Origin of the sequence: Collinsella sp. AM18-10 (assembly GCF_003471585.1) — a bacterium.
Classification (GTDB): Bacteria; Actinomycetota; Coriobacteriia; order Coriobacteriales; family Coriobacteriaceae; genus Collinsella.
The window spans coordinates 59,430-78,229 of the sequence record NZ_QRJO01000003.1; the positions used below are offsets into that span (position 1 = coordinate 59,430).

The window sequence follows — 18,800 nt, forward strand, 5'->3', positions numbered from 1 at the left end:
GTCCCTTTTTGGCAGGTTTACAAGAAAGCGGGGATGAGATGGCGACGGTGTATGGTTATGCGCGGGTGAGTTCGCGCGATCAGAATCTGAATCGGCAGCTGGATGCGCTGGGCGCCTATGGCGTGGGCTCGGCGAATATTTATGCCGACCATGCGAGCGGCAAGGACTTCGATCGCCCGAGGTATCGCGAGCTGCTGCACGTCCTGGGAGACGGGGACGTGCTGGTGGTGCTTTCTATCGACCGACTTGGCCGTAATTACTCTGAGATTCTTGAGGAATGGCGACGCATTACCAAGGAGCTCGGGGTTGCCATTGTGGTGTTGGACATGCCATTGCTTGACACGCGCGTCAGGGCCAGCGGCGCGCCGGATGTGACCAACACCCTGATTGCCGATATTGTGCTGCAACTGCTGAGCTACGTGGCGCAGATGGAGCGCGAGAATATCCATCGGCGCCAAGCGGAGGGAATTGCAGCGGCGCGGGCGCGAGGGGTCCGTTTCGGTCGACCTCGCAAGCCGTGCCCTCCTCAGTTTGAGCTGGTGCGCGATAGCTATGAGGCGGGCGATATTACCCGCAGCCAGGCAGCAAAGTGCCTGGGCGTGTGCGTGGGGACGTTCGATCGCTGGATGCGCGAGGCGGGGTAGAGGTTTGCGGCACGTCCGATTGGCGCCCACGCGAGGCGGTATCGGTAACAGCCCTGTTACCGATAATGCGACCTTGTTGAATTATTTTGTGTCGCGCGTATTTCCGAGCGGTCGGATTTGAGGGGCGAGCGGTAGAACGCTCTCCCTTTGTGCGCCACGATGCGGCACAATGTACCGTAAAAGCTGTTTGTATCCGGTACGAATCGTTCGTTGGTCTTTAATTCTTCTCAACGGAGGTGTTTGAGATGGCAAACGGATTGCTTTTGCGGCTTCGCGAGCGTGAGCTCAGCGCGAGCCCGGCGGAACGCAATGTCATCGCATATGTGAGCGCTCATCCGCACGAGGTGGTCGGGCTGTCCGTCCGCGGTCTTGCCGATGCCACGTTCTCCTCGCCCTCGAGCATTTTGCGCTTTTGCAAGCGTTTGGGTTTTGCGGGCTACAAGGAGTTCCAGCGCGAACTGATTGCCGAGCTGGCGCTCTTAGGTGACAAGAAAGACGTAGCCCTCGAGGACATCTCCATGGATGACAGCGTCGAACGTATCGTGGGGAAGGTGATGAAAAGCAACGTGCGCACGATCGAAGCGACGGCGCGAACGCTCGATTACACCGTCTTGGAGCGATGCGCGGCCTATCTTAAGCGGGCGCGCGCAGTCAATCTGTTCGGTATCGGTGCCTCTCGTTTGGTCGCGCACGATCTGGCGCAAAAGCTCATGCGTGTCGACAAAGAGTGCCATCTGTACGACGACTGGCATGATCAGCTCTTGTGTGCCAAGAACATGCATGAGGGCGATATGGCAATCGCCTTTAGCTACTCGGGCTTGACGCAAGAGGTGCTGGACTGCACCGCCGAGGCCCAACGTCACAACTGTCCCGTTGTGGCCGTGACCAAAGTAGATGGATCATCCAAGCTTGCCACCATGGCCGATGCCGTGCTCGGCGTCGCTGCGAGTGAGCCCTTGGTCCGCAGCGGTGCCATGGCTTCGCGTATGGCCCAGCTTATGGTTGTCGATGCCCTGTACGCTGCTTACGTTGCCAGCGACTACGAACGGGCGACGCATGTCATTAAGCAAAACTACATCGAGAAACAGGAAAGATGAGGTGAATGAAATGCTCGATTTAACAAAATTCACGACCGAACAGCGTAATCAAAGGTCTATGGACCTCGATACGATGACATCGCTGCAAATCGTTACGACGATGAACGATGAGGATCTTCGTGCCGTCCAGTCGGTCACAAAAGTGCTGCCCCAGGTTGCCACAGCAATCGACTGGGCTGCTGAGGCACTCGAGCGCGGCGGGCGCGTCTTTTACATGGGCGCAGGCACCAGCGGTCGTCTGGGCGTACTCGACGCTTCGGAGTGTCCGCCCACGTTTGGCGTGTCACCCGATCTGATTGTCGGGCTCATTGCCGGAGGCGAGACGGCGTTTATCAAGGCTGTCGAAGGTGCCGAAGACAGCGAGGAGCTTGGCGCGAGCGACCTGCGGGGGCGTGGACTCTCGGACAAGGATCTTGTCGTTGGCCTGGCGGCAAGCGGTCGTACTCCCTATGTGGTGGGCGGCCTTATGTACGCCAAGGCAACTGGGTGCAAGACCATTGCAATTGCCTGCAACCAAGGGTCGAAGATCGGGGAGAGCGCAGATCTTGCCATTGAACCCGTGCCCGGTCCCGAGGTACTGACCGGCTCAACGAGGCTCAAAGCGGGAACGGTTCAAAAGCTCATTCTCAACATGATTTCGACCGGTGCCATGGTCAAGATCGGCAAGGTATACCAAAACCTGATGGTCGATGTGCAGCAGACGAACGAGAAGTTGGTGGTGCGCGGCCAGAACATCGTGATGGAGGCGACCGGCTGCACGCGCGAGCGCGCTATTCAGGCGCTTGCAGATGCCGGCGGCCACGTAAAAACCGCTATTGTCTCGGTACTGCTGGACTGCGATGCCGAGCAGGCTGCGGTAGCTCTTGAGCGAGCGCGAGGCCATGTCCGTGCTGCGGTGAGTGGCCATGAGAAGAGCAATGCCGATGCCCAATAGGTGCGCGGCGTGAGCTGATATGACATCCAGACGAGATACCCAATACAAGGAGGAGTTATGACGAACAAAGAGCTGGCTCAAAAGCTGCTGGACCTTTTGGGCGGTAAAGACAACGTGCTCGCAAACGCGGCGTGCATGACGCGCCTGCGCGTGACCGTCAAAGACACGGGCAGCGTCGACACGGAGGGTATTAAGGCACTCGACGGCGTGATGGGCTTGGTCGAGGACGACACGATGCAGATCGTGCTGGGGCCGGGCAAGGTGAATAAGGTGCTCGAGGAGTTCTCCAAGCTCACCGGCCTTGCGAAAGGCGTTGCTGACGAGAGCGTGGTTGACGCTGCGGCCACAAACAAGGCCGCGCAGAAGGCCAAGTACGAGTCCAAGCCGGTTCAGGCCTTCCTCAAGAAGATTTCCAATGTCTTCGTCGCCCTGCTTCCCGGCATCATTGCGGCTGGCCTCATCAACGGCATCTGCAACGTCATTAACGTCTCGACGGCAGGCGCGCTTGCAGGCGAGTGGTGGTACCAGGGCATTCGTTCCATGGGCTGGGCCCTGTTTGCCTATCTGCCCATCTTGGTGGGCTATAACGCGGCACGTGAGTTTGGTGGCTCCGCTGCGCTGGGCGGCATCGCCGGCATGATGTGTATTGCCAACAGTGCCATGCCCCTGCTTGCGCCTGGCGCGGCCGATCCTGCCACTGCCATTCTGCTGCCGCTCACCAATGCACAGTACAACCCCGCAGCGGGCGGCATGATCGCGGCTCTTATCGCCGGCGCATTTTTTGCCTGGATGGAGCGTCAGATTCGCAAGGTTATGCCCAACGCACTCGACACGTTTTTGTCCCCGCTGCTGGTGCTCATCATCGGCGCCTTTGCTCTGATGCTCGTCATCCAGCCGGTTGGCGCATGGCTGACGACTGCCATCTTTAGCGTTTTGACCTTTATCTTCGAGAAGCTGGGCGTCCTGGGCGGTTATATCCTGTCGGCAGGCTTCTTGCCGCTGGTTTCCGTCGGCCTGCATCAGGCGCTCACGCCGATCCACGCTATGCTCAACGATCCCGACGGCGCTACCAAGGGCATCAATTACCTGCTTCCCATCCTTATGATGGCTGGCGGCGGTCAGGTCGGTGCCGGTCTGGCGCTGTACTTTAAGACCAAGAACGCCAAGCTCAAGAAGTACGTCGCAGAGTCCATTCCCGTTGGAATCCTGGGTGTGGGCGAGCCTCTGATGTATGCTGTTACGCTGCCGCTCGTTCGTCCGTTTGTGACGGCCTGCCTGGGTGCCGGATTTGGCGGCGCGCTCGCGGCGCTGCTTCACATCGGCACGGTTTCTCAGGGCGTTTCCGGTCTGTTTGGCCTGCTGATCGTCGTTCCTGGCCAGCAGCTCGGTTACGTTGCCGCTATGCTGCTTGCCTATGCCGCCGGCTTTGTCCTGACGTGGTTCTTTGGCGTCGACGAGCAGAAGATCAACGAGTTCTTTGGCGAGTAGTTTGATATCGCGAGCCGTGTTGCTTAGGGCTCGCGGCGCGCGGCAGATTTCTTGATGCTATGGTTGTGCCGGCGGGGCTAACTGCTCCGCCGGCCTTTTTTAAAGGAGTGTTGAAGCGTGAAAACGGGTATTTCGATTTATCTTTCCAGCCCTCTGCAGGATATTGAGCGGACGATTGAACACGGTGCCGCGGCGGGTGCGCGCTATGCGTTCACCTCGCTGCATATTCCCGAGGATGGGGGAGCGGCGTATGCCGATAAGGTCCGTCATGTGCTGTCGCTGCTTTCCGCCCGCGGCATTGCGCTCATTGCCGATGTGGGGCCGCGCACGTGCGATTTGCTCGGGCTTGAGCGCATCGAGGACCTGCGCGATCTGGGGTTGGAATACCTTCGTTTGGACTATGGCTTTAGCGCCCGGCGGGTCGCGGAGCTGTCCGGTGTATTTCGCATTGTGGTCAATGCATCGACGGTGAGTTCTGATGAAATCGCATCGTGGCGTGAGGCCGGTGCCGATGTGACTCGTTTTGCCGCCTGCCACAATTTTTACCCCAAGCCTTATACCGGTTTAGCTCTGGAGGACATTGCTCGGGTGAATCTTCGTCTTGCGGAGCTTGGATTCGAAATCATGGCTTTTGTGCCGGGTGATGCTAACGTTCGCGGGCCGGTATTCGAGGGACTGCCGACGGTCGAGGCGCAGCGCGGTCGCGCGTCAAAGGTTGCTCTCAATATGCTTGAGCTTGCACATGGCGCCGATTGCGACATTGTGTTGGTCGGCGACCCCGATCTTTCCGATGCGGGCTGGACGCAGTTTGCTCATGTTTCCACCGGATACGTGGACCTGCAATGCGAGCTTGAGCCCGGTTATGCCTATGTACGTGGGCAGATTCATCACGACCGACCCGATTCGAGCACCCTCATCTTTAGGTCTCAGGAGTCGCGTACGACGCTTAAGCCGGATTCCGTGCCGATGGATGCCGGTGCCGGCCTGTCACGAAAGACGGGGTCGATCGCTGTGAGCAATAGCGGCTATGGGCGCTACGAAGGCGAGCTTGAGATTGCGCGGGTCGATCTTCCCGGTGACGAGCGCATGAACGTTGCGGGTCATATCACGCCCGAGGCAATGGAGCTGCTGCCGTTCATCAAACGCGGATTCGGGGTACGGTTCGTTTAGCGTGTGACCCGTGGGCTACAATTGGCCCATCATGCGAAGGCGCCTCGTGTGGCGTGTGTCTGCGTTGGCCGATCTATATTCGGAGGATTTCCATGACCGTACTGTTTGTTGAATATCCCAAGTGCTCGACCTGTAAGAAGGCCAAGGCATGGCTGGACGAACACGGGGTAGAGTATATCGACCGCGATATCGTTTTGGACAATCCCACGGCTGATGAGCTTGCGACCTGGATTGCTCGTTCGGGACTGCCGGTGCGGCGCTTCTTTAATTCGTCGGGCATGAAATATCGAGAGCTGGGCCTGAAGGCGCGTCTAGATGCGGGCATGACGGATCGGGAGTGCTACGAGCTGCTGGCGACCGACGGCATGCTGGTTAAGCGTCCGCTGTTGGTGGGCGACGACTTTGCGATTCCCGGCTTTAGGGAATCGGCTTGGGTCGAGGCGTTGCTGTAGCGGCTGCGGAAAGTGCGACCCGTTTTGAGTGCTCAGGGTGGGACGTGTTTTCCATCGGCGGGCTCGCTCGGCTCAATCATCGAGCTGTGCCCATTCGTGCGGATCGTAGACCTTTACGTGCTTGTTGGGCTTGCCGCTCCAGTACTCCTCGTCCATAAAGGGCAGATATACCTGAACGCCGGGGCAGATAAAGGGAATCCGCTGCTGTTGCAGTCGCTCGCGCTGTCGCTGCTCCAGGTGCGCCTCGGATATGACAGTCGGCATACCGGACAGCTCGACGAGGCTTGCCTGGATTCGCTTAAGGTCGGGGAGTCCCGCGTGCCATGACATCCGCATGATCAAAAAGGATGCACGGCGGTAGTTTGCCTGCATCACCGTGATGGCGGGGCGCAGAGTGGGATGGATTTTGTCCCGTTCGGGCCAAAGGTCAGCAGTGATCTCGAGGCCCAGGGTCTCCCATAGGTAATCAAGCTCTTCGTCCATGGCGCCTCGATATCCGTGCAATGATGACGGTTCGATTGTGCCATCAGCCGTGAGTGCTGCATTGTTGTAATCTACCAGCGGTAGATGCGGGATGTTTTACGGGCTTTGGCGCCGTACGTGTCGCTGGCGCTTCACAGGTCCTTCACGTGTCGGCCGTATTTGACTGAATTTCAAAAAAGTCAAAATTGGGGCTTGCGTCACGGCCGGACTTCCCGTATATTTCTTTCTTGCGCAAAGGCACAGCCGAGCGCAGCGATGCAGTCATTGGGATGTCGTCTAATGGCAGGACAGCGGATTCTGGTTCCGTCAATGGGGGTTCGACTCCCTCCATCCCAGCCATTGCATTTGCTACATATGGCCCGTTCGTCTAGCGGTTTAGGACGCCGCCCTCTCAAGGCGGAGATCACCAGTTCGAATCTGGTACGGGCTACCAAAATTGAACGCCCGGGCCTCGTAAGAGACCCGGGTTTTGTGTATTGACCGATATTTAAGGCGCGCGTTGAGTCTGCCGCCCGGACCGAGGAGTTGTCATGGACCTGCCTATCAGCTTGGAAGACATCACGTATGCCGAGAACTATCTGGCGCAGGGCGACCTGGCTACGGCGACGCCGCTGCTGGAGCGTCTGGTGGAGCTTGCCGAGGAGTATATCGACGCTGAATGCAAGACGGAGGAGAAGCGCCAGTACTTTAGCTTCGACAGCAAGTTTGAGCGCCTGGCCTATCGCCGCGTGGAGAAGGATCCGCGCGAGCTGGTGCAGGTCGAGGTTCCCTTTGACCGCCTGTACTCCGACATGGCGTTTGCCTACATTCGCCAGCAGGATTATGTGAGTGCTCGGAATGCCCTGATGCAGGCCGTGCGTTGGGATCCCATGAACTGCAACTATCGCTTGGACTTGGCCGAGCTGTTCCGCGCGCTCGAGGACAAGCAGGAGTGGGCATCGCTCTCGTTCTCGGTGCTGGAGCGCGCGAGCGACGGTAAGTGCGCCGCACGTGCCTACACCAACTTGGGTCAGTACTTCTTGGAGCCCGAGACCGAGAACATTTCGGCAGCCGTGGGCTGCGCGCGTCTGGCGCTGCGCCTGGCGCCCAATGATGCGCATACGACGCGCCTGCTCAACAAGATCCATACCACCTATCCGGATGCCGCGGACGAGAGTGACGACCATGTGATGGGTGAGCTCGCCCTGCAGGGCGTGCCGACCTCGCCTTCGGCTGAGATTGCCATTTGCCTGATCATGTGTGCGACCGATGCTGCAAGCGACGGCGACAAGCAGGAGGCGACGCGCCTGACGGTGCGTGCTCGCGATTTGGTGGGCGAGGAGGCCTGCGCGGCGATTATCAAACTGGTGCGCGAGAGCGACGCCGAGCTCAATGCTGAGCGCAAGGCAAAGCGCGACGCCGCGGGCTCAAACGCCGATGGCGCCAAGGAGGCTGGCGATGCCCAGTAAGCGCGAACGCAAGCTCATTTCCAAGAATCGCTCGGCACATCACGAGTACTTTATCGATGAGACCTTTGAGTGCGGCATTGAGCTGAGTGGCACCGAGGTCAAGTCGATTCGCGAGCGCGCGTGCCAGATCACCGACACCTTTGCACTGATCCGTGGCGGCGAGTGCTGGCTCGTGGGTTTGCATATTCACCCTTATAGCCATGGTGGCGTGTGGAATCGCGACCCTGATCGCCGTCGTCGTCTGCTGCTGCACCGCAAGGAGATTGACTTTCTCGACGGTAAGCTACATAATCGCGGCTATGCCCTGGTGCCGTTGGAGCTCTACTTTAATACCGACGGCCGCGTAAAGCTGCTGCTGGGCCTGGGCCGTGGTAAGAAGCTCTACGACAAGCGCGAGGATATGGCCAAGCGCGATGTCCAGCGCGAGATTGACCGCGCCCTCAAGGAGCGCAACCGTTGACCACCCTTCATAAGTTGCGGTGGAATACGGACTGTTTTGCCTGTTTGAGGAGCTATTCAGTCCCTATTTCACCGCAACTGCGGGTGTCTCATCTTGCTTATACTGTTTTGACACATATGTCTCAAAGGTGGTGTCCGCTATGGGCGCCGCCTTTTTTGTGGGTACATACATCCATGAGGTTCCAACCCGGGTTAGGGGAGTGATCGTTATGGACAAAACTGCGTTCTTTACCATGCCGAGCGGTCTGTACGTGGTAAGCGCCGCGGCAGACGGGCTGCGCGCCGGCTGCGTCATCAACACGGCGGTGCAGGTGACGTCCGCGCCGCCGCGCATCTCGGTTGCCGTGAACAAGGACAACGTCACCTCGGGCGTCATCGTATCGGCCAAAGCGTTCGCGCTGACCGTGATCGATCGGACCGCCGACATGCTCTACATCGGTAACTTTGGGTTCCGCACCAGCAGCGATTACGACAAGTTTGCCAAATACGAGACCCGCGAGACGGCTCTGGGCATGCCCTATGTGCCCGAGCACGCGGCGGCCCTGTTTAGCTGCCGTTTGATCGACACTGTGGATGTGGGCACGCATCTACTGTTTATCGGCGAGGTCGAGGATGCCGAACGCCTGAGTGACGAGACGCCACTCACCTACGATTACTACCATAAGGTCCTGAAGGGCAAGACGCCTCCGAAGGCGTCCTCGTATCAAGGCTAGAAATGTTTTAAAAATACTTGCATTATATTATTGAGAATCTATACTGATAAATGAAGTACATCACCAGTCACGTTCGAGAGGAGAACATCATGGCTGAGGAGAAGAAGACGTATAAGTTCGTGTGCGTCGTTTGCGGTTACGAGGTTGAGGTCGATACGCCCGAGCTGCCCGAGGATTATGTGTGCCCGGTGTGCGGCGTCGGTCCCGATCAGTTTGAGCTCGTCGAGGAGTAGCTCGCAGGCACACGACTTGCAGCAACACATAGCTCTGTCCAAGGGCCCCGGTCGAATTCTCGGCCGGGGCCCTTTTCTTCCGTCCCTAAGGGATCACGGCTGCTGTTAGCCGATCCTGCCTGTCGTGAGTCCGGCCGACCGTTTGTCTCAATCTGTAACATGTGGCGGCTCAAAACGGGCCTATCTGTTACAGATTGAGACAAAAGGTTGGAGCTGAAGAAATGTCTCGATCTGTAACATCTAGAAGCGGAAATTGGGTCCACTTGTTACAGATCAAGACAAACCAAACCCGTTCGGCAGAAGATCTCAATCTGTAACATCTAACGGCGAAAACGGGGTCTATCTGTTACAGATCGAGACAAACGGAGCTGTCCCTCGGAATGGTCTCGATCTGTAACATCTAGACATCAAAAGCGGGTCTAGATGTTACAGATTTAGACGTTTGCCTGGGTAGGTGCCCCGCCCCATTACATCCCTGTCAACAACACGACATCGAGAATCGTCACGATGGCACCGATCCCTACGAGCAGCGCGTTGAGCGGGCGCGAGTTGGCGTGTTTGCCCATGACGCGGGGCGAACTGGTGAGCCGTATGAGCACAAAGACCGTAATCGGCAGCTGAAGCGACAGCAGTGCCTGGCTCCAGATGAGACCTTCAAAAGGATTTGGGACGACCAGGCACGCCGCCACTGCGCCGGCGAAACAGGCCACCACCCCGACCGAGGAATGTCGGTCGTGGATGTCGTATTCCTCGTCGAACATGCCCGCAGTGATGGTTCCCGCCGCCATGCCCGCTGTCACGCTGCTCGATAATCCCGCGAACAGCAGCGCTACCGCAAAGATGGCCGAGCTCGCCGGGCCCAAGATGGGGGAGAGCGTGGCCGCTGCGACGGCGAGGTCGTCTACGACAATGCCGTGCGCAAAGAAGGTCGTTGCGGCCAGGATGACCATGGCCGAGTTGATTGCCCAGCCCACGCCCATCGAAAAGAGCGTGTCGAAGAGTTCGTAGCGCAGACGCTCTTCGATAACCTGCTCGCCTTGGCCTTCGAAGTGCATGGATTGGATGACCTCGGAGTGCAGAAAAAGGTTGTGGGGCATAACGACCGCGCCCAGGACACTCACGATAATCGCGGCAGAGCCAGTGGGCATACTGGGCGTGATCCAGCTTGCGGCGGCTTGCGGCCAGTCGACCTTGACCAGTGCAAGCTCGGCCAAAAACGAGAGTCCTACCACGCCTACGAAGGCGATGATCCAGCGTTCGGCACGCTTGTAGGAGTTGGTCATGAGCATCGCCATCGATACTGCCGCCACGATGACGCAGCCCGCGCGCACGGGCAGCCCAAAGAGCATTTGAAGGGCAATCGCGCCGCCCAGGACTTCGGCCATGGTGGTGGCGATGGTCGCGAGATAGGCGCTGCCGAGCACCGCGCGTCCCACGATGCGGGGGAGAAAGCGGGTCGTGGCCTCGGCAAGACAGGCGCCCGTGGCGATACCCAGGTGTGCCGCGTTGTGCTGCAGCGCAATGAGCATAATCGTGGACAGCGTGACGATCCACAGCAGCGCGTAGCCAAACTGCGAGCCCGCGGCCATATTGGAGGCCCAGTTGCCCGGATCGATAAAGCCGATGGTCACGAGCAGCCCGGGGCCGATATGCCGCGCAATGTCTAGGCCTCCGTGACCACCGGTGCGTCGGGAGCCAAAGCGTTGTTTGAGATGGTTGAGCATGGTGCGCTCCTGTGTGCCGTTTGCTTGACGCCACAAAAGATACCCGTTTTAGGCCAAAAAGTTAACCGAGACTAACAAAATTGTTGTATTTGAATAGGATGGTGAGGGGGGGCTGCCGAAATGTCTCGATCTGTAACAACTAGGGATGGAAATTGGGCCTAGGTGTTACAGATCGAGACAGGAAGAAATGGTCCTATGTAATCTCTCGATCTGTAACAGTTTGCCGCCAAAACCGGCCCTTCGTGTTACAGATCGAGACAAACCAAAACCGTCCCGCAGAAAATCTCAATCTGTAACATCTAGGCGCCAAAATCGGTTCCTCCTGTTACAGATTGAGATGTTTGAAGCGGTGAGCTTACAAGCCGAACTTGGGCGCCTTGTTGCCGCCTTGAGATCTGCGGTGTCGAGTCGCATCATGCAAAAGTCTGCGTGGCCCTCGTTTCCAGAATAATTCAAAGGGTTTGGATGCATATGTGCCGGCTGTCCCTGCACTAAAACGTGTACGTCAGCCTCCAAAGATGTCGTTTTTTGACATGTTTGGAGGCTGATGTACGCGTTTGATGGCAAGACGTAGATGTCCCGCGTGCGTTACGCGATTGTTTCGAAACGGGCGGGAAACACAACGGGCCGGCGATGCTCCTAGTATGCCTATTCAACTGACTGTCTCATATCTAGGGGAGGATCGCGATGCAGGCAGATTCCGCTCAGCAGCAGGGCCTTTATCGCCCCGAATTCGACCACGATGCATGTGGCATCGGCGCGCTTGCCGATATCAACGGTGAGCGCCATCACCAGATTCTGGACGACGCGCTGTCCATTCTGGTCAACTTGGAGCACCGCGGCGGCACGGGACTCGAGAAGAACACCGGCGATGGCGCTGGCATCCTGTTCCAGGTTCCGCATCACTTTTTTCGTAAAGAGGCTCAAAAGTGCGGCCAGATTCTGCCGGCAGAGGGCGACTATGGCGTGGCCATGCTGTTCTTTCCGCAGGACGACAAGGGCGTAGAGGATGCCCGCCGCGTGTTTGAGGAGGGCTGCGCCGAGGCCGGTGTGCCGCTGCTCTTTTGGCGCGAGGTGCCGGTCGACCCGCACGACCTGGGCGAGACGGCCCGCGCCTGCATGCCTACTATCCTGCAGGCCTTCCTGGGCCGTCCGGACGACACACTCGCCGGCGATGCCTTTGAGCGTCGCCTGTACGTGTGCCGCCGCACCATCGAAAAGAAGGCCGATGCCGAGTTTGCCCTGCGCGACAAGATCTTCTATGTGTGCTCCATGAGCTCGCGCACCATCGTGTACAAGGGCATGCTGGTCGCCACGCAGATGCGCCGCTTCTTCATCGACCTCAACGACGCCGCCGTCAAGACGGCCGTGGCGCTCGTCCACTCGCGCTACTCCACCAACACCACGCCCAGCTGGGAGCGTGCGCACCCCAACCGCTTTATCATTCACAACGGCGAGATCAATACCCTTAAGGGCAACGTCAACTGGATTCGCGCCCGCGAGCCCAACCTGTACAGCCCCGTGCTGCAGCACGATCTTGAGCGCGTGATGCCCATCATCAACCGCGAGGGTTCCGACTCCGCGATTCTGGACAATGTGCTTGAGTTTTTGGTCATGAACGGTCGCCCGCTTACGCGTGCCGCGTCCATGTTGCTGCCCGAGCCGTGGGACCACAACGACAGTCTGAGTGAGGAGCGCCGCGCCTACGACGCTTACCAGTCCATGCTCATGGAGCCATGGGATGGCCCGGCGGCCATCGCCTTTACCGACGGTCGCACCCTGGGCGCTGCCCTCGACCGTAACGGCCTGCGTCCGGCTCGCTACTACGTGACGCGCGACGGTCGCTTTATGCTGGCAAGCGAGGTGGGCACCATCGAGGTGAGCCCCGAGAACATCCTGACGAGCGGCTGTCTGGGGCCGGGCCAGATGCTCGAGGTCGACTTTGCCCGCGGGCGCGTCATCTACAACGATGAGTTGCGCGCCCGCTATGCCAAGGAAAAGCCCTACCGTGATTGGATTGCCGAGGAGACGCTGACCGTTGACGCGCTCGATGAGCCCGTTGCGGCAACGCCCGCCGAGGACGCCGAGGTGCCCGCCGCCGTGCGTATGGCCAAGCTCGGCTACCACTGGGATGACGTCGACGAGGTCGTGCGCCCTATGGCCCAGCAGGGCAAGGCCCCGCTCGCCTCGATGGGCATCGATGCGCCGCTGGCCTGCCTGTCCAAGAAGACGCGCTCCTTCTACGACTATTTCTATCAGCTGTTTGCTCAGGTCACGAACCCGCCCATCGACGCCCTGCGCGAGCATATGGTCACCTCGACCACGCTCTACCTGGGCAACCACGGCAACCTGCTCGAGGACTCCCGTACAGCCTGCCAGCTGGTGCGCTTGGAGCGTCCGCTGCTGAGCGAGGAAGACCTTGACCGCATCTGCGCCATCGACCGCGTGGGCTTTAAGACCCGCCGTTTCCGTGCCGTCTACCGCCGCGATGCCGGCGAGGGCGCGCTGCAGGCTGCGCTCAAGCAGCTTGCAGAGAACGTTGAGGCCGCGGTCCGCGACGGCGTGAACATCGTGGTGTTGAGCGATCGTGCCGCTGCGGGCGAGGTGCCCGTGCCGTCGCTGCTCGCTGTGGGCTGCGTGCACAACCACCTGATCCGCGCCGGCGTGCGTACCTTTGCCGACATCGTGGTGGAGTGCGGCGACGCCGTGTCCCCGCATGACTTTGCGGCACTGGTGGGCTACTCCGCGAGCGGCATCTATCCGTACAACGCACATGCGTGCATCCGTGATCTGGCGGCACGCGGCGACCTGGACGTGACGGCCGAGCAGGGCATCGCCAACTACAACAAGGCTGCGACCGCCGGTATCGTCTCCATCATGTCCAAGATGGGCATCTCCACGGTGCAGAGCTACCATTCGGCGCAGATCTTCGAGGCCGTGGGCTTTACGCCGGAGTTCATCAACGCGTACTTCGCCGGCACGGTGAGCCGTGTGGGCGGTATGGGTGTCGAGGACGTCGAGCGCGAGCAAAACGAGCGCTACGACGCCGCGCTCGCTATCCTTAAGAGCCCGGCTCCCGATCAGCTGCCCACGCTGGGTCTGACCAAGTGGCGCCCGCTCGGCGGCGAGGATCACCTGATCGACCCTCAGACTGTCTACCTGCTGCAGACCGCCTGCCGCGAGGACAGCTACGAAACCTTTAAGGAGTACAGCGCCCGCCTGCACCGCACCGGCCGTGCCGTGCGCCTGCGCGACTTGCTCGACTTTAATGCCAGCGGCCGCACGCCGGTTTCGCTCGACGAGGTGGAGCCCGCGCTCAACATCGTCCGCCGCTTTAACACCGGCGCCATGTCGTATGGCTCCATCAGCAAAGAGGCGCATGAGTGCATGGCCATCGCCATGAACCGCCTGCATGGACGCTCCAACTCGGGCGAGGGTGGTGAGGATCCGCGTCGCGAGACCCCGCTGGCTAACGGTGACTCCAAGAACTCCGCCATCAAGCAGGTGGCAAGTGCGCGCTTTGGCGTGACGAGCCGCTACCTGTGCAGCGCCTTCGAGATTCAGATCAAGATGGCCCAGGGCGCCAAGCCCGGCGAGGGCGGACACCTCCCCGGCAAGAAGGTCTACCCCTGGATCGCTGAGGTCCGTCAGTCCACGCCCGGCATCGGCCTGATCTCGCCTCCGCCGCACCACGACATTTACTCCATCGAGGACCTGGCAGAGCTGATCTTTGACCTTAAGAACGCCAACCCCGGCGCGCGCGTGTCGGTCAAGCTGGTCAGCGAGGCCGGCGTCGGCACCATCGCCACCGGTGTGGCCAAGGGTGCTGCCGACAAGATCTTGATCAGCGGCCACAATGGCGGCTCGGGTGCCGCTGCGCGCGATTCCATTTGGCACGCCGGCCTGCCGCTGGAGCTCGGCCTTGCCGAGGCCCAACAGACGCTGCTGCAAAACGGCCTGCGCTCACGCGTGGTGCTCGAGGCCGACGGCAAGCTCATGGACGGCACCGACGTTGCCGTCGCCTGCTTGCTGGGTGCCGAGGAGTTTGGCTTTGCGACCATGCCGCTCATCTCCATGGGTTGCCTCATGCAGCGCGACTGCCAACAGGACACCTGCCCGGCCGGCATCGCTACGCAAAACTGCCGCCTGCGTCGCGGCTTCCGCGGCAAGCCCGAGCACGTCGAGCACTTTATGCTCTTTGTTGCCGAGCAGCTGCGCGAGGTCATGGCGAGCTTGGGCTTCCGCACCGTCGACGAGATGGTCGGCCATCCCGAGTGCCTGCGCCAGATCGAGGTCCCGGGCAACCGCAAGGCCAACCTGCTCGATCTGTCGCCCGTGCTGGCGAGCGCGACCTGCGAGTTCGGTGCCCATATTCCGGGCGCCGACGGTCGCCACTTCCTGCCGCAGATGGCCGCGGACAGCGAGCTCGACAAGACGCTCGACTCCACGTTGTTTGTGCCCTATACGGCCGATGCCCGTGCGCACCTGCGTCCGATTCGTTTCCGCGCCGATATCGCCAACGTCAACCGCTGCGTGGGCACCATCCTGGGCAACGCGGTGACCAAGGCGCATCCCGAAGGTCTGCCCGCTGGCTCCATCACCATCGATTGCGATGGTTCGGCCGGTCAGAGCTTTGGCGCCTTCTTGCCGCGCGGCATTACGCTCAACGTGTGCGGCGACGCCAACGACTACTTTGGTAAGGGCCTTTCGGGCGGCGAGGTGTCGGTGCGCCCCAACCCGCATGCGACCTACAAGTTCGACGAGAACATCATCGTGGGCAACGTTGCGTTCTTTGGTGCCACGAGCGGCCGCGGCTTCATTAACGGTCTTGCCGGCCAGCGTTTTGCCGTGCGCAACTCCGGTGCCACCGTGGTGGTCGAGGGCTGCGGCAACCATGGCTGCGAGTACATGACGGGCGGTCTGGCGCTCATCCTGGGCGAGGTCGGGCAGAACTTCGCCGCCGGCATGACAGGTGGCGTGGCCTATGTCTTTGACCAGTACGGCACGCTCGATGCCCGTGTGAACCACGAGAGCGTTGAGCTCAAGGTCCCGACGGCCGGCGAGCTGGCGCAGATTCGCGAGCTCATCCAGGAGCACGTGGACGCGACGCAGAGCCCGCGCGGCATTAAGTTGCTCTACAGCTTTGAGACGATGAGCAAGCACTTTGTGAAGGTCATTCCGACCGAGTACGAGCGCGTGCTGACGATTGTCTCCGCGGGCGAGGCTGCCGGCAAGACGCATGCGCAGGCCGAGGAGCTGGCGTTTGACATCGTGACCGGTCGTGCGAGTGCCGCGGATGTCGCTCGCTTTGATGCTGCGGGCGGTGCTGCGGGCGCTGCGTCCGTGGCTGCCAGCTCTGCTGCTTCGACCAAGAAGGAGGCGTAAGTGCCATGGGTAAGCCCGGTGCTTTTCTTGATATCGATCGCGTGACCCACGAGCTTCGCCCCGTGGAGGAGCGCAGCCATGATTTTGATCCGCTGTACGTGGAGCTCGATGACGATGCACGTCGCGCCCAGGCGAGCCGCTGCATGATGTGCGGCGTGGCGTTTTGCCAGATGGGCGCGAGTTTTGGCAAGGCGCGCCCGAGCGGCTGCCCGCTGCACAACCTGATTCCCGAGTGGAATGAGCTGGTGTACCGCGGCCGCTGGGACGAGGCTGCCGAGCGTCTGTCGCTCACCTCGCCCATGCCCGAGTTCACGAGTCGCGTGTGCCCGGCGCTGTGCGAGGCCGCGTGCAACCTGGGTTCGGTCGATGGCCAGCCCACGACGATCCATGACAACGAGCGTGCGATCAGCGACCATGAGTGGGCAAATGGCGGTCCGCACCGCTTTGAGCCGGCGGGGGAGGGTGCACCCACGGTTGCCGTGGTGGGCTCCGGTCCCGCTGGTCTGGTGGCAGCATGGGAGCTTGCGCGTCGTGGCGCCCGCGTGACGGTGTTTGAGCGTGACGACCGCCCGGGCGGTCTGCTCATGTACGGCATTCCCAACATGAAGCTCGAGAAGTCCGTGGTCGAGCGTCGCGTGGCGCTCATGCGCGAGCTGGGCATTGTGTTTGAGCTGGGTGCCGATGTGAACGATCCCAAGGTTGCCGCCAAGCTCGATGACTTTGACGCTGTCGTGGTGGCTGTCGGCGCTCGTGCGCCCCGTGGTCTTTCGGCTGCGAACGTGGATGCTCCCGGCGTGGTGTACGCCGTGGACTACCTGACGGCTTTGACCGTCTCGGTGCTCGACGGCGGCGAGCCTGCGGTGAACGCGCGCGGCCTGGACGTCGTGGTCATTGGCGGTGGCGATACGGGCAACGACTGCGTGGGTACCGCGGTGCGCCAGGGGGCGCGCAGCGTGCGCCAGTTTGAGTTCTTGCCGGCTGCGCCCGATAAGCGCGCGGCGAGCAACCCCTGGCCGCAGTGGCCCAATGTGAAGAAGACCGACTATGGCCAGCAGGAGGCCATTGCCGCCATGGGTGGCGAGATGCGTGCCTGGGGCGTGGATACCCTCGAGGTGCTGCTGGACAAGAAGGGCGCGGCTGCGGGTCTGCGCGTGGTCGATCTGGACTGGTCGGCGGGAAAGCCCGAGCGCATCGCGGGTTCCGAGCGCGAGGTGCCGGTGCAGCTGGTGCTCATCGCCTGTGGCTTTACGGGTCCGGAGCACAGCGTGTTCGACGCTGTCGGCGTGCCTGTTGCCACCGCCGGTCGTCCGCTGCCGGTGATGGCTGCCGAGGGCTCGCACCTTGCGGCCCGTGTCGACGGCGTCGCCGCGGATGCCGCGCCGGTGTATGTGGCGGGTGATGCTCGCAACGGCAGCTCGCTCGTGGTGAGTGCCATGGCCGATGCCCTGGCCTGCGTTGCCGAAGTCGCAGACGCGCTGGAGCTGTAAGGTAGTCATTCAAGAACGTCCCCAATGACTAGTCATTGGGGACGTTCTTTTTTGTCTAGTCGTTGGGGACACTCTTTGCGAGCGATTTGCTCGTTTGTCGACGTGTGGGTGCTCATTTGCCGACTTCTTGGGCTGTGGCCACCTGTTATTTCTGTGGTGGCAGCGGGCGTTTGGCTTAAAATGGCGGGTCGGCTGTCTATATCTACCTGCCGTTTCTTTGCGGCGTGCATATTCGGTCAAGTGTCCCGCCAAGTGTTTGGTTAGCATCTGGTTTGCAGCCGGAGGCCTATTTTACCCGTGCCGACAGTGGCTGCCCACCCTCCTCGTAAGCTCAAATTGAGGTCCATCAGTTTGAGGAGGATGCCATGACTGACCAAGTTTTTGACCGAGCAGAGCTGGCTGAAGCCGTCGGCAACGATATTGCCGACATGGCCCATTTTTGGATGCTGCGGAAGTTTCAGTTTCTGGAGCCGGCGCGCGAGCAGTTCGAGATTATCGTCGATCCGTGGCTCAGCTATTGCGAGGAACCTTCTCAAAACGAAATCATGGCCTACAACATGGCATTTACCGATTGGCTGCTCTTTGAGCGCCCCTATCGCCATGGCAAGACGCTGCTCGAGCTGTATGTTGAAGAGCCGCCGACATCGCTTTCGCCTGCCTCGCTCAAGCGGCTCGAGCAGGTACGCGACACGCAGTATTTCTCGCGCTTTGGCATTTTGGACAAGGATCCTGCGACTGGTATGGTCGCGCTGAAGGACACGCGCACCGACCGTCGCTTTGATGTCTACGACCCGCATATCGTGCAAAAGGAGCATTGGAGCGACGGAGCGATTGCGGTGCGCCTCGCCTGCGTCGACGATGTCTGGCTGACGGCGGGACAACTCTATCTGTATGACATCGCACGCCTGAGCGACACGGCGGTCGACGGGCCGGGCGTGGTGCATCCCGAGGACCTGGAGGACGGTTTCGACACCTCGTGCATCAGCTTCTTTTTGCGCCTGGTCCGCGACATCATGGGTGCCCAGGGGCGGTATGTGAAGTCGCTCAACATCTACGAACAGGAATGGGAGTAGGGGATGGACG

15 protein-coding genes and 2 tRNA genes are annotated in these 18,800 nt (G+C 60.5%); 15 read left to right on the forward strand and 2 right to left on the reverse strand.

All coding sequences use genetic code 11. The annotated features are described in order from the left end of the window. Positions 1-38 precede the first annotated feature (38 nt). The 6 genes from DW211_RS03330 to DW211_RS03355 all read left to right on the forward strand — a co-directional run bounded on the left by DW211_RS03330 (position 39) and on the right by DW211_RS03355 (position 5,785). Complete coding sequence (locus DW211_RS03330) at positions 39-644, forward strand: recombinase family protein (RefSeq protein ID WP_118259192.1); 606 nt, start codon at positions 39-41, stop codon at positions 642-644. A gap of 245 nt (positions 645-889) precedes the next feature. Further along, complete coding sequence (locus DW211_RS03335; RefSeq protein ID WP_099432014.1) at positions 890-1,741, forward strand: MurR/RpiR family transcriptional regulator; 852 nt, start codon at positions 890-892, stop codon at positions 1,739-1,741. Positions 1,742-1,751: 10 nt separating this feature from the next. Next, positions 1,752-2,675: an N-acetylmuramic acid 6-phosphate etherase gene (gene murQ / locus DW211_RS03340; RefSeq protein ID WP_118259358.1), complete on the forward strand. Its 924-nt coding sequence runs from the start codon at positions 1,752-1,754 to the stop codon at positions 2,673-2,675. Between the two features lie 57 nt (positions 2,676-2,732). Next, positions 2,733-4,163: a PTS transporter subunit EIIC gene (locus DW211_RS03345; RefSeq protein ID WP_117634809.1), complete on the forward strand. Its 1,431-nt coding sequence runs from the start codon at positions 2,733-2,735 to the stop codon at positions 4,161-4,163. A gap of 117 nt (positions 4,164-4,280) precedes the next feature. Next, positions 4,281-5,333, forward strand: coding sequence for a MupG family TIM beta-alpha barrel fold protein (locus DW211_RS03350; protein ID WP_118259194.1), 1,053 nt, complete (start codon positions 4,281-4,283; stop codon positions 5,331-5,333). 92 nt (positions 5,334-5,425) lie between these two features. Next, the gene (locus DW211_RS03355) at positions 5,426-5,785 is read left to right on the forward strand and encodes an arsenate reductase family protein (protein WP_117564210.1); all 360 of its coding nucleotides are present in this window, start codon (positions 5,426-5,428) and stop codon (positions 5,783-5,785) included. A gap of 72 nt (positions 5,786-5,857) precedes the next feature. On the opposite strand, the gene DW211_RS03360 is transcribed toward DW211_RS03355, so the two are convergent. Further along, positions 5,858-6,268: a hypothetical protein gene (locus DW211_RS03360; protein ID WP_118259196.1), complete on the reverse strand. Its 411-nt coding sequence runs from the start codon at positions 6,266-6,268 to the stop codon at positions 5,858-5,860. 265 nt (positions 6,269-6,533) lie between these two features. On the opposite strand from DW211_RS03360, the gene DW211_RS03365 reads away from it, so the two are divergent. The 6 genes from DW211_RS03365 to DW211_RS03390 all read left to right on the forward strand — a co-directional run bounded on the left by DW211_RS03365 (position 6,534) and on the right by DW211_RS03390 (position 9,121). Beyond that, positions 6,534-6,607, forward strand: a tRNA-Gln gene (locus DW211_RS03365). A gap of 17 nt (positions 6,608-6,624) precedes the next feature. After that, positions 6,625-6,701, forward strand: a tRNA-Glu gene (locus DW211_RS03370). Between the two features lie 97 nt (positions 6,702-6,798). Then, entirely contained in the window at positions 6,799-7,716 is a 918-nt protein-coding gene (locus DW211_RS03375; protein WP_118259198.1) for a hypothetical protein, read from the forward strand. After that, positions 7,706-8,176: an SsrA-binding protein SmpB gene (gene smpB / locus DW211_RS03380; protein ID WP_118259200.1), complete on the forward strand. Its 471-nt coding sequence runs from the start codon at positions 7,706-7,708 to the stop codon at positions 8,174-8,176. The genes DW211_RS03375 and smpB overlap by 11 nt, the downstream gene beginning before the upstream one ends. Positions 8,177-8,384: 208 nt before the next feature. Then, positions 8,385-8,888 carry a flavin reductase family protein gene (locus DW211_RS03385; RefSeq protein ID WP_118259202.1) on the forward strand — a complete coding sequence of 168 codons (504 nt, stop codon included), beginning with the start codon at positions 8,385-8,387 and terminating at the stop codon, positions 8,886-8,888. Positions 8,889-8,977: 89 nt separating this feature from the next. Continuing rightward, on the forward strand, positions 8,978-9,121 hold the full coding sequence (locus tag DW211_RS03390) for a rubredoxin-like domain-containing protein (RefSeq protein ID WP_055251878.1): 144 nt from the start codon (positions 8,978-8,980) through the stop codon (positions 9,119-9,121). Between the two features lie 467 nt (positions 9,122-9,588). On the opposite strand, the gene DW211_RS03395 is transcribed toward DW211_RS03390, so the two are convergent. Next, positions 9,589-10,845 (reverse strand): Nramp family divalent metal transporter, encoded by a 1,257-nt coding sequence (locus DW211_RS03395; RefSeq protein WP_118259204.1) that lies wholly within the window; start codon positions 10,843-10,845, stop codon positions 9,589-9,591. Between the two features lie 687 nt (positions 10,846-11,532). Here DW211_RS03395 and gltB point away from each other — a divergent pair. From gltB to DW211_RS03410, 3 genes are all read left to right on the forward strand, one after another. After that, positions 11,533-16,230 carry a glutamate synthase large subunit gene (gltB, locus tag DW211_RS03400; protein WP_118259206.1) on the forward strand — a complete coding sequence of 1,566 codons (4,698 nt, stop codon included), beginning with the start codon at positions 11,533-11,535 and terminating at the stop codon, positions 16,228-16,230. Between the two features lie 5 nt (positions 16,231-16,235). Then, positions 16,236-17,717, forward strand: a complete 1,482-nt coding sequence (locus DW211_RS03405; RefSeq protein WP_118259208.1) for a glutamate synthase subunit beta — start codon at positions 16,236-16,238, stop codon at positions 17,715-17,717. A 365-nt stretch (positions 17,718-18,082) separates the two neighbouring features. Beyond that, a complete protein-coding gene (locus DW211_RS03410) occupies positions 18,083-18,790 on the forward strand; it encodes a hypothetical protein (RefSeq protein WP_118259209.1) in 708 nt (235 codons plus the stop codon). Positions 18,791-18,800: the final 10 nt, after the last annotated feature.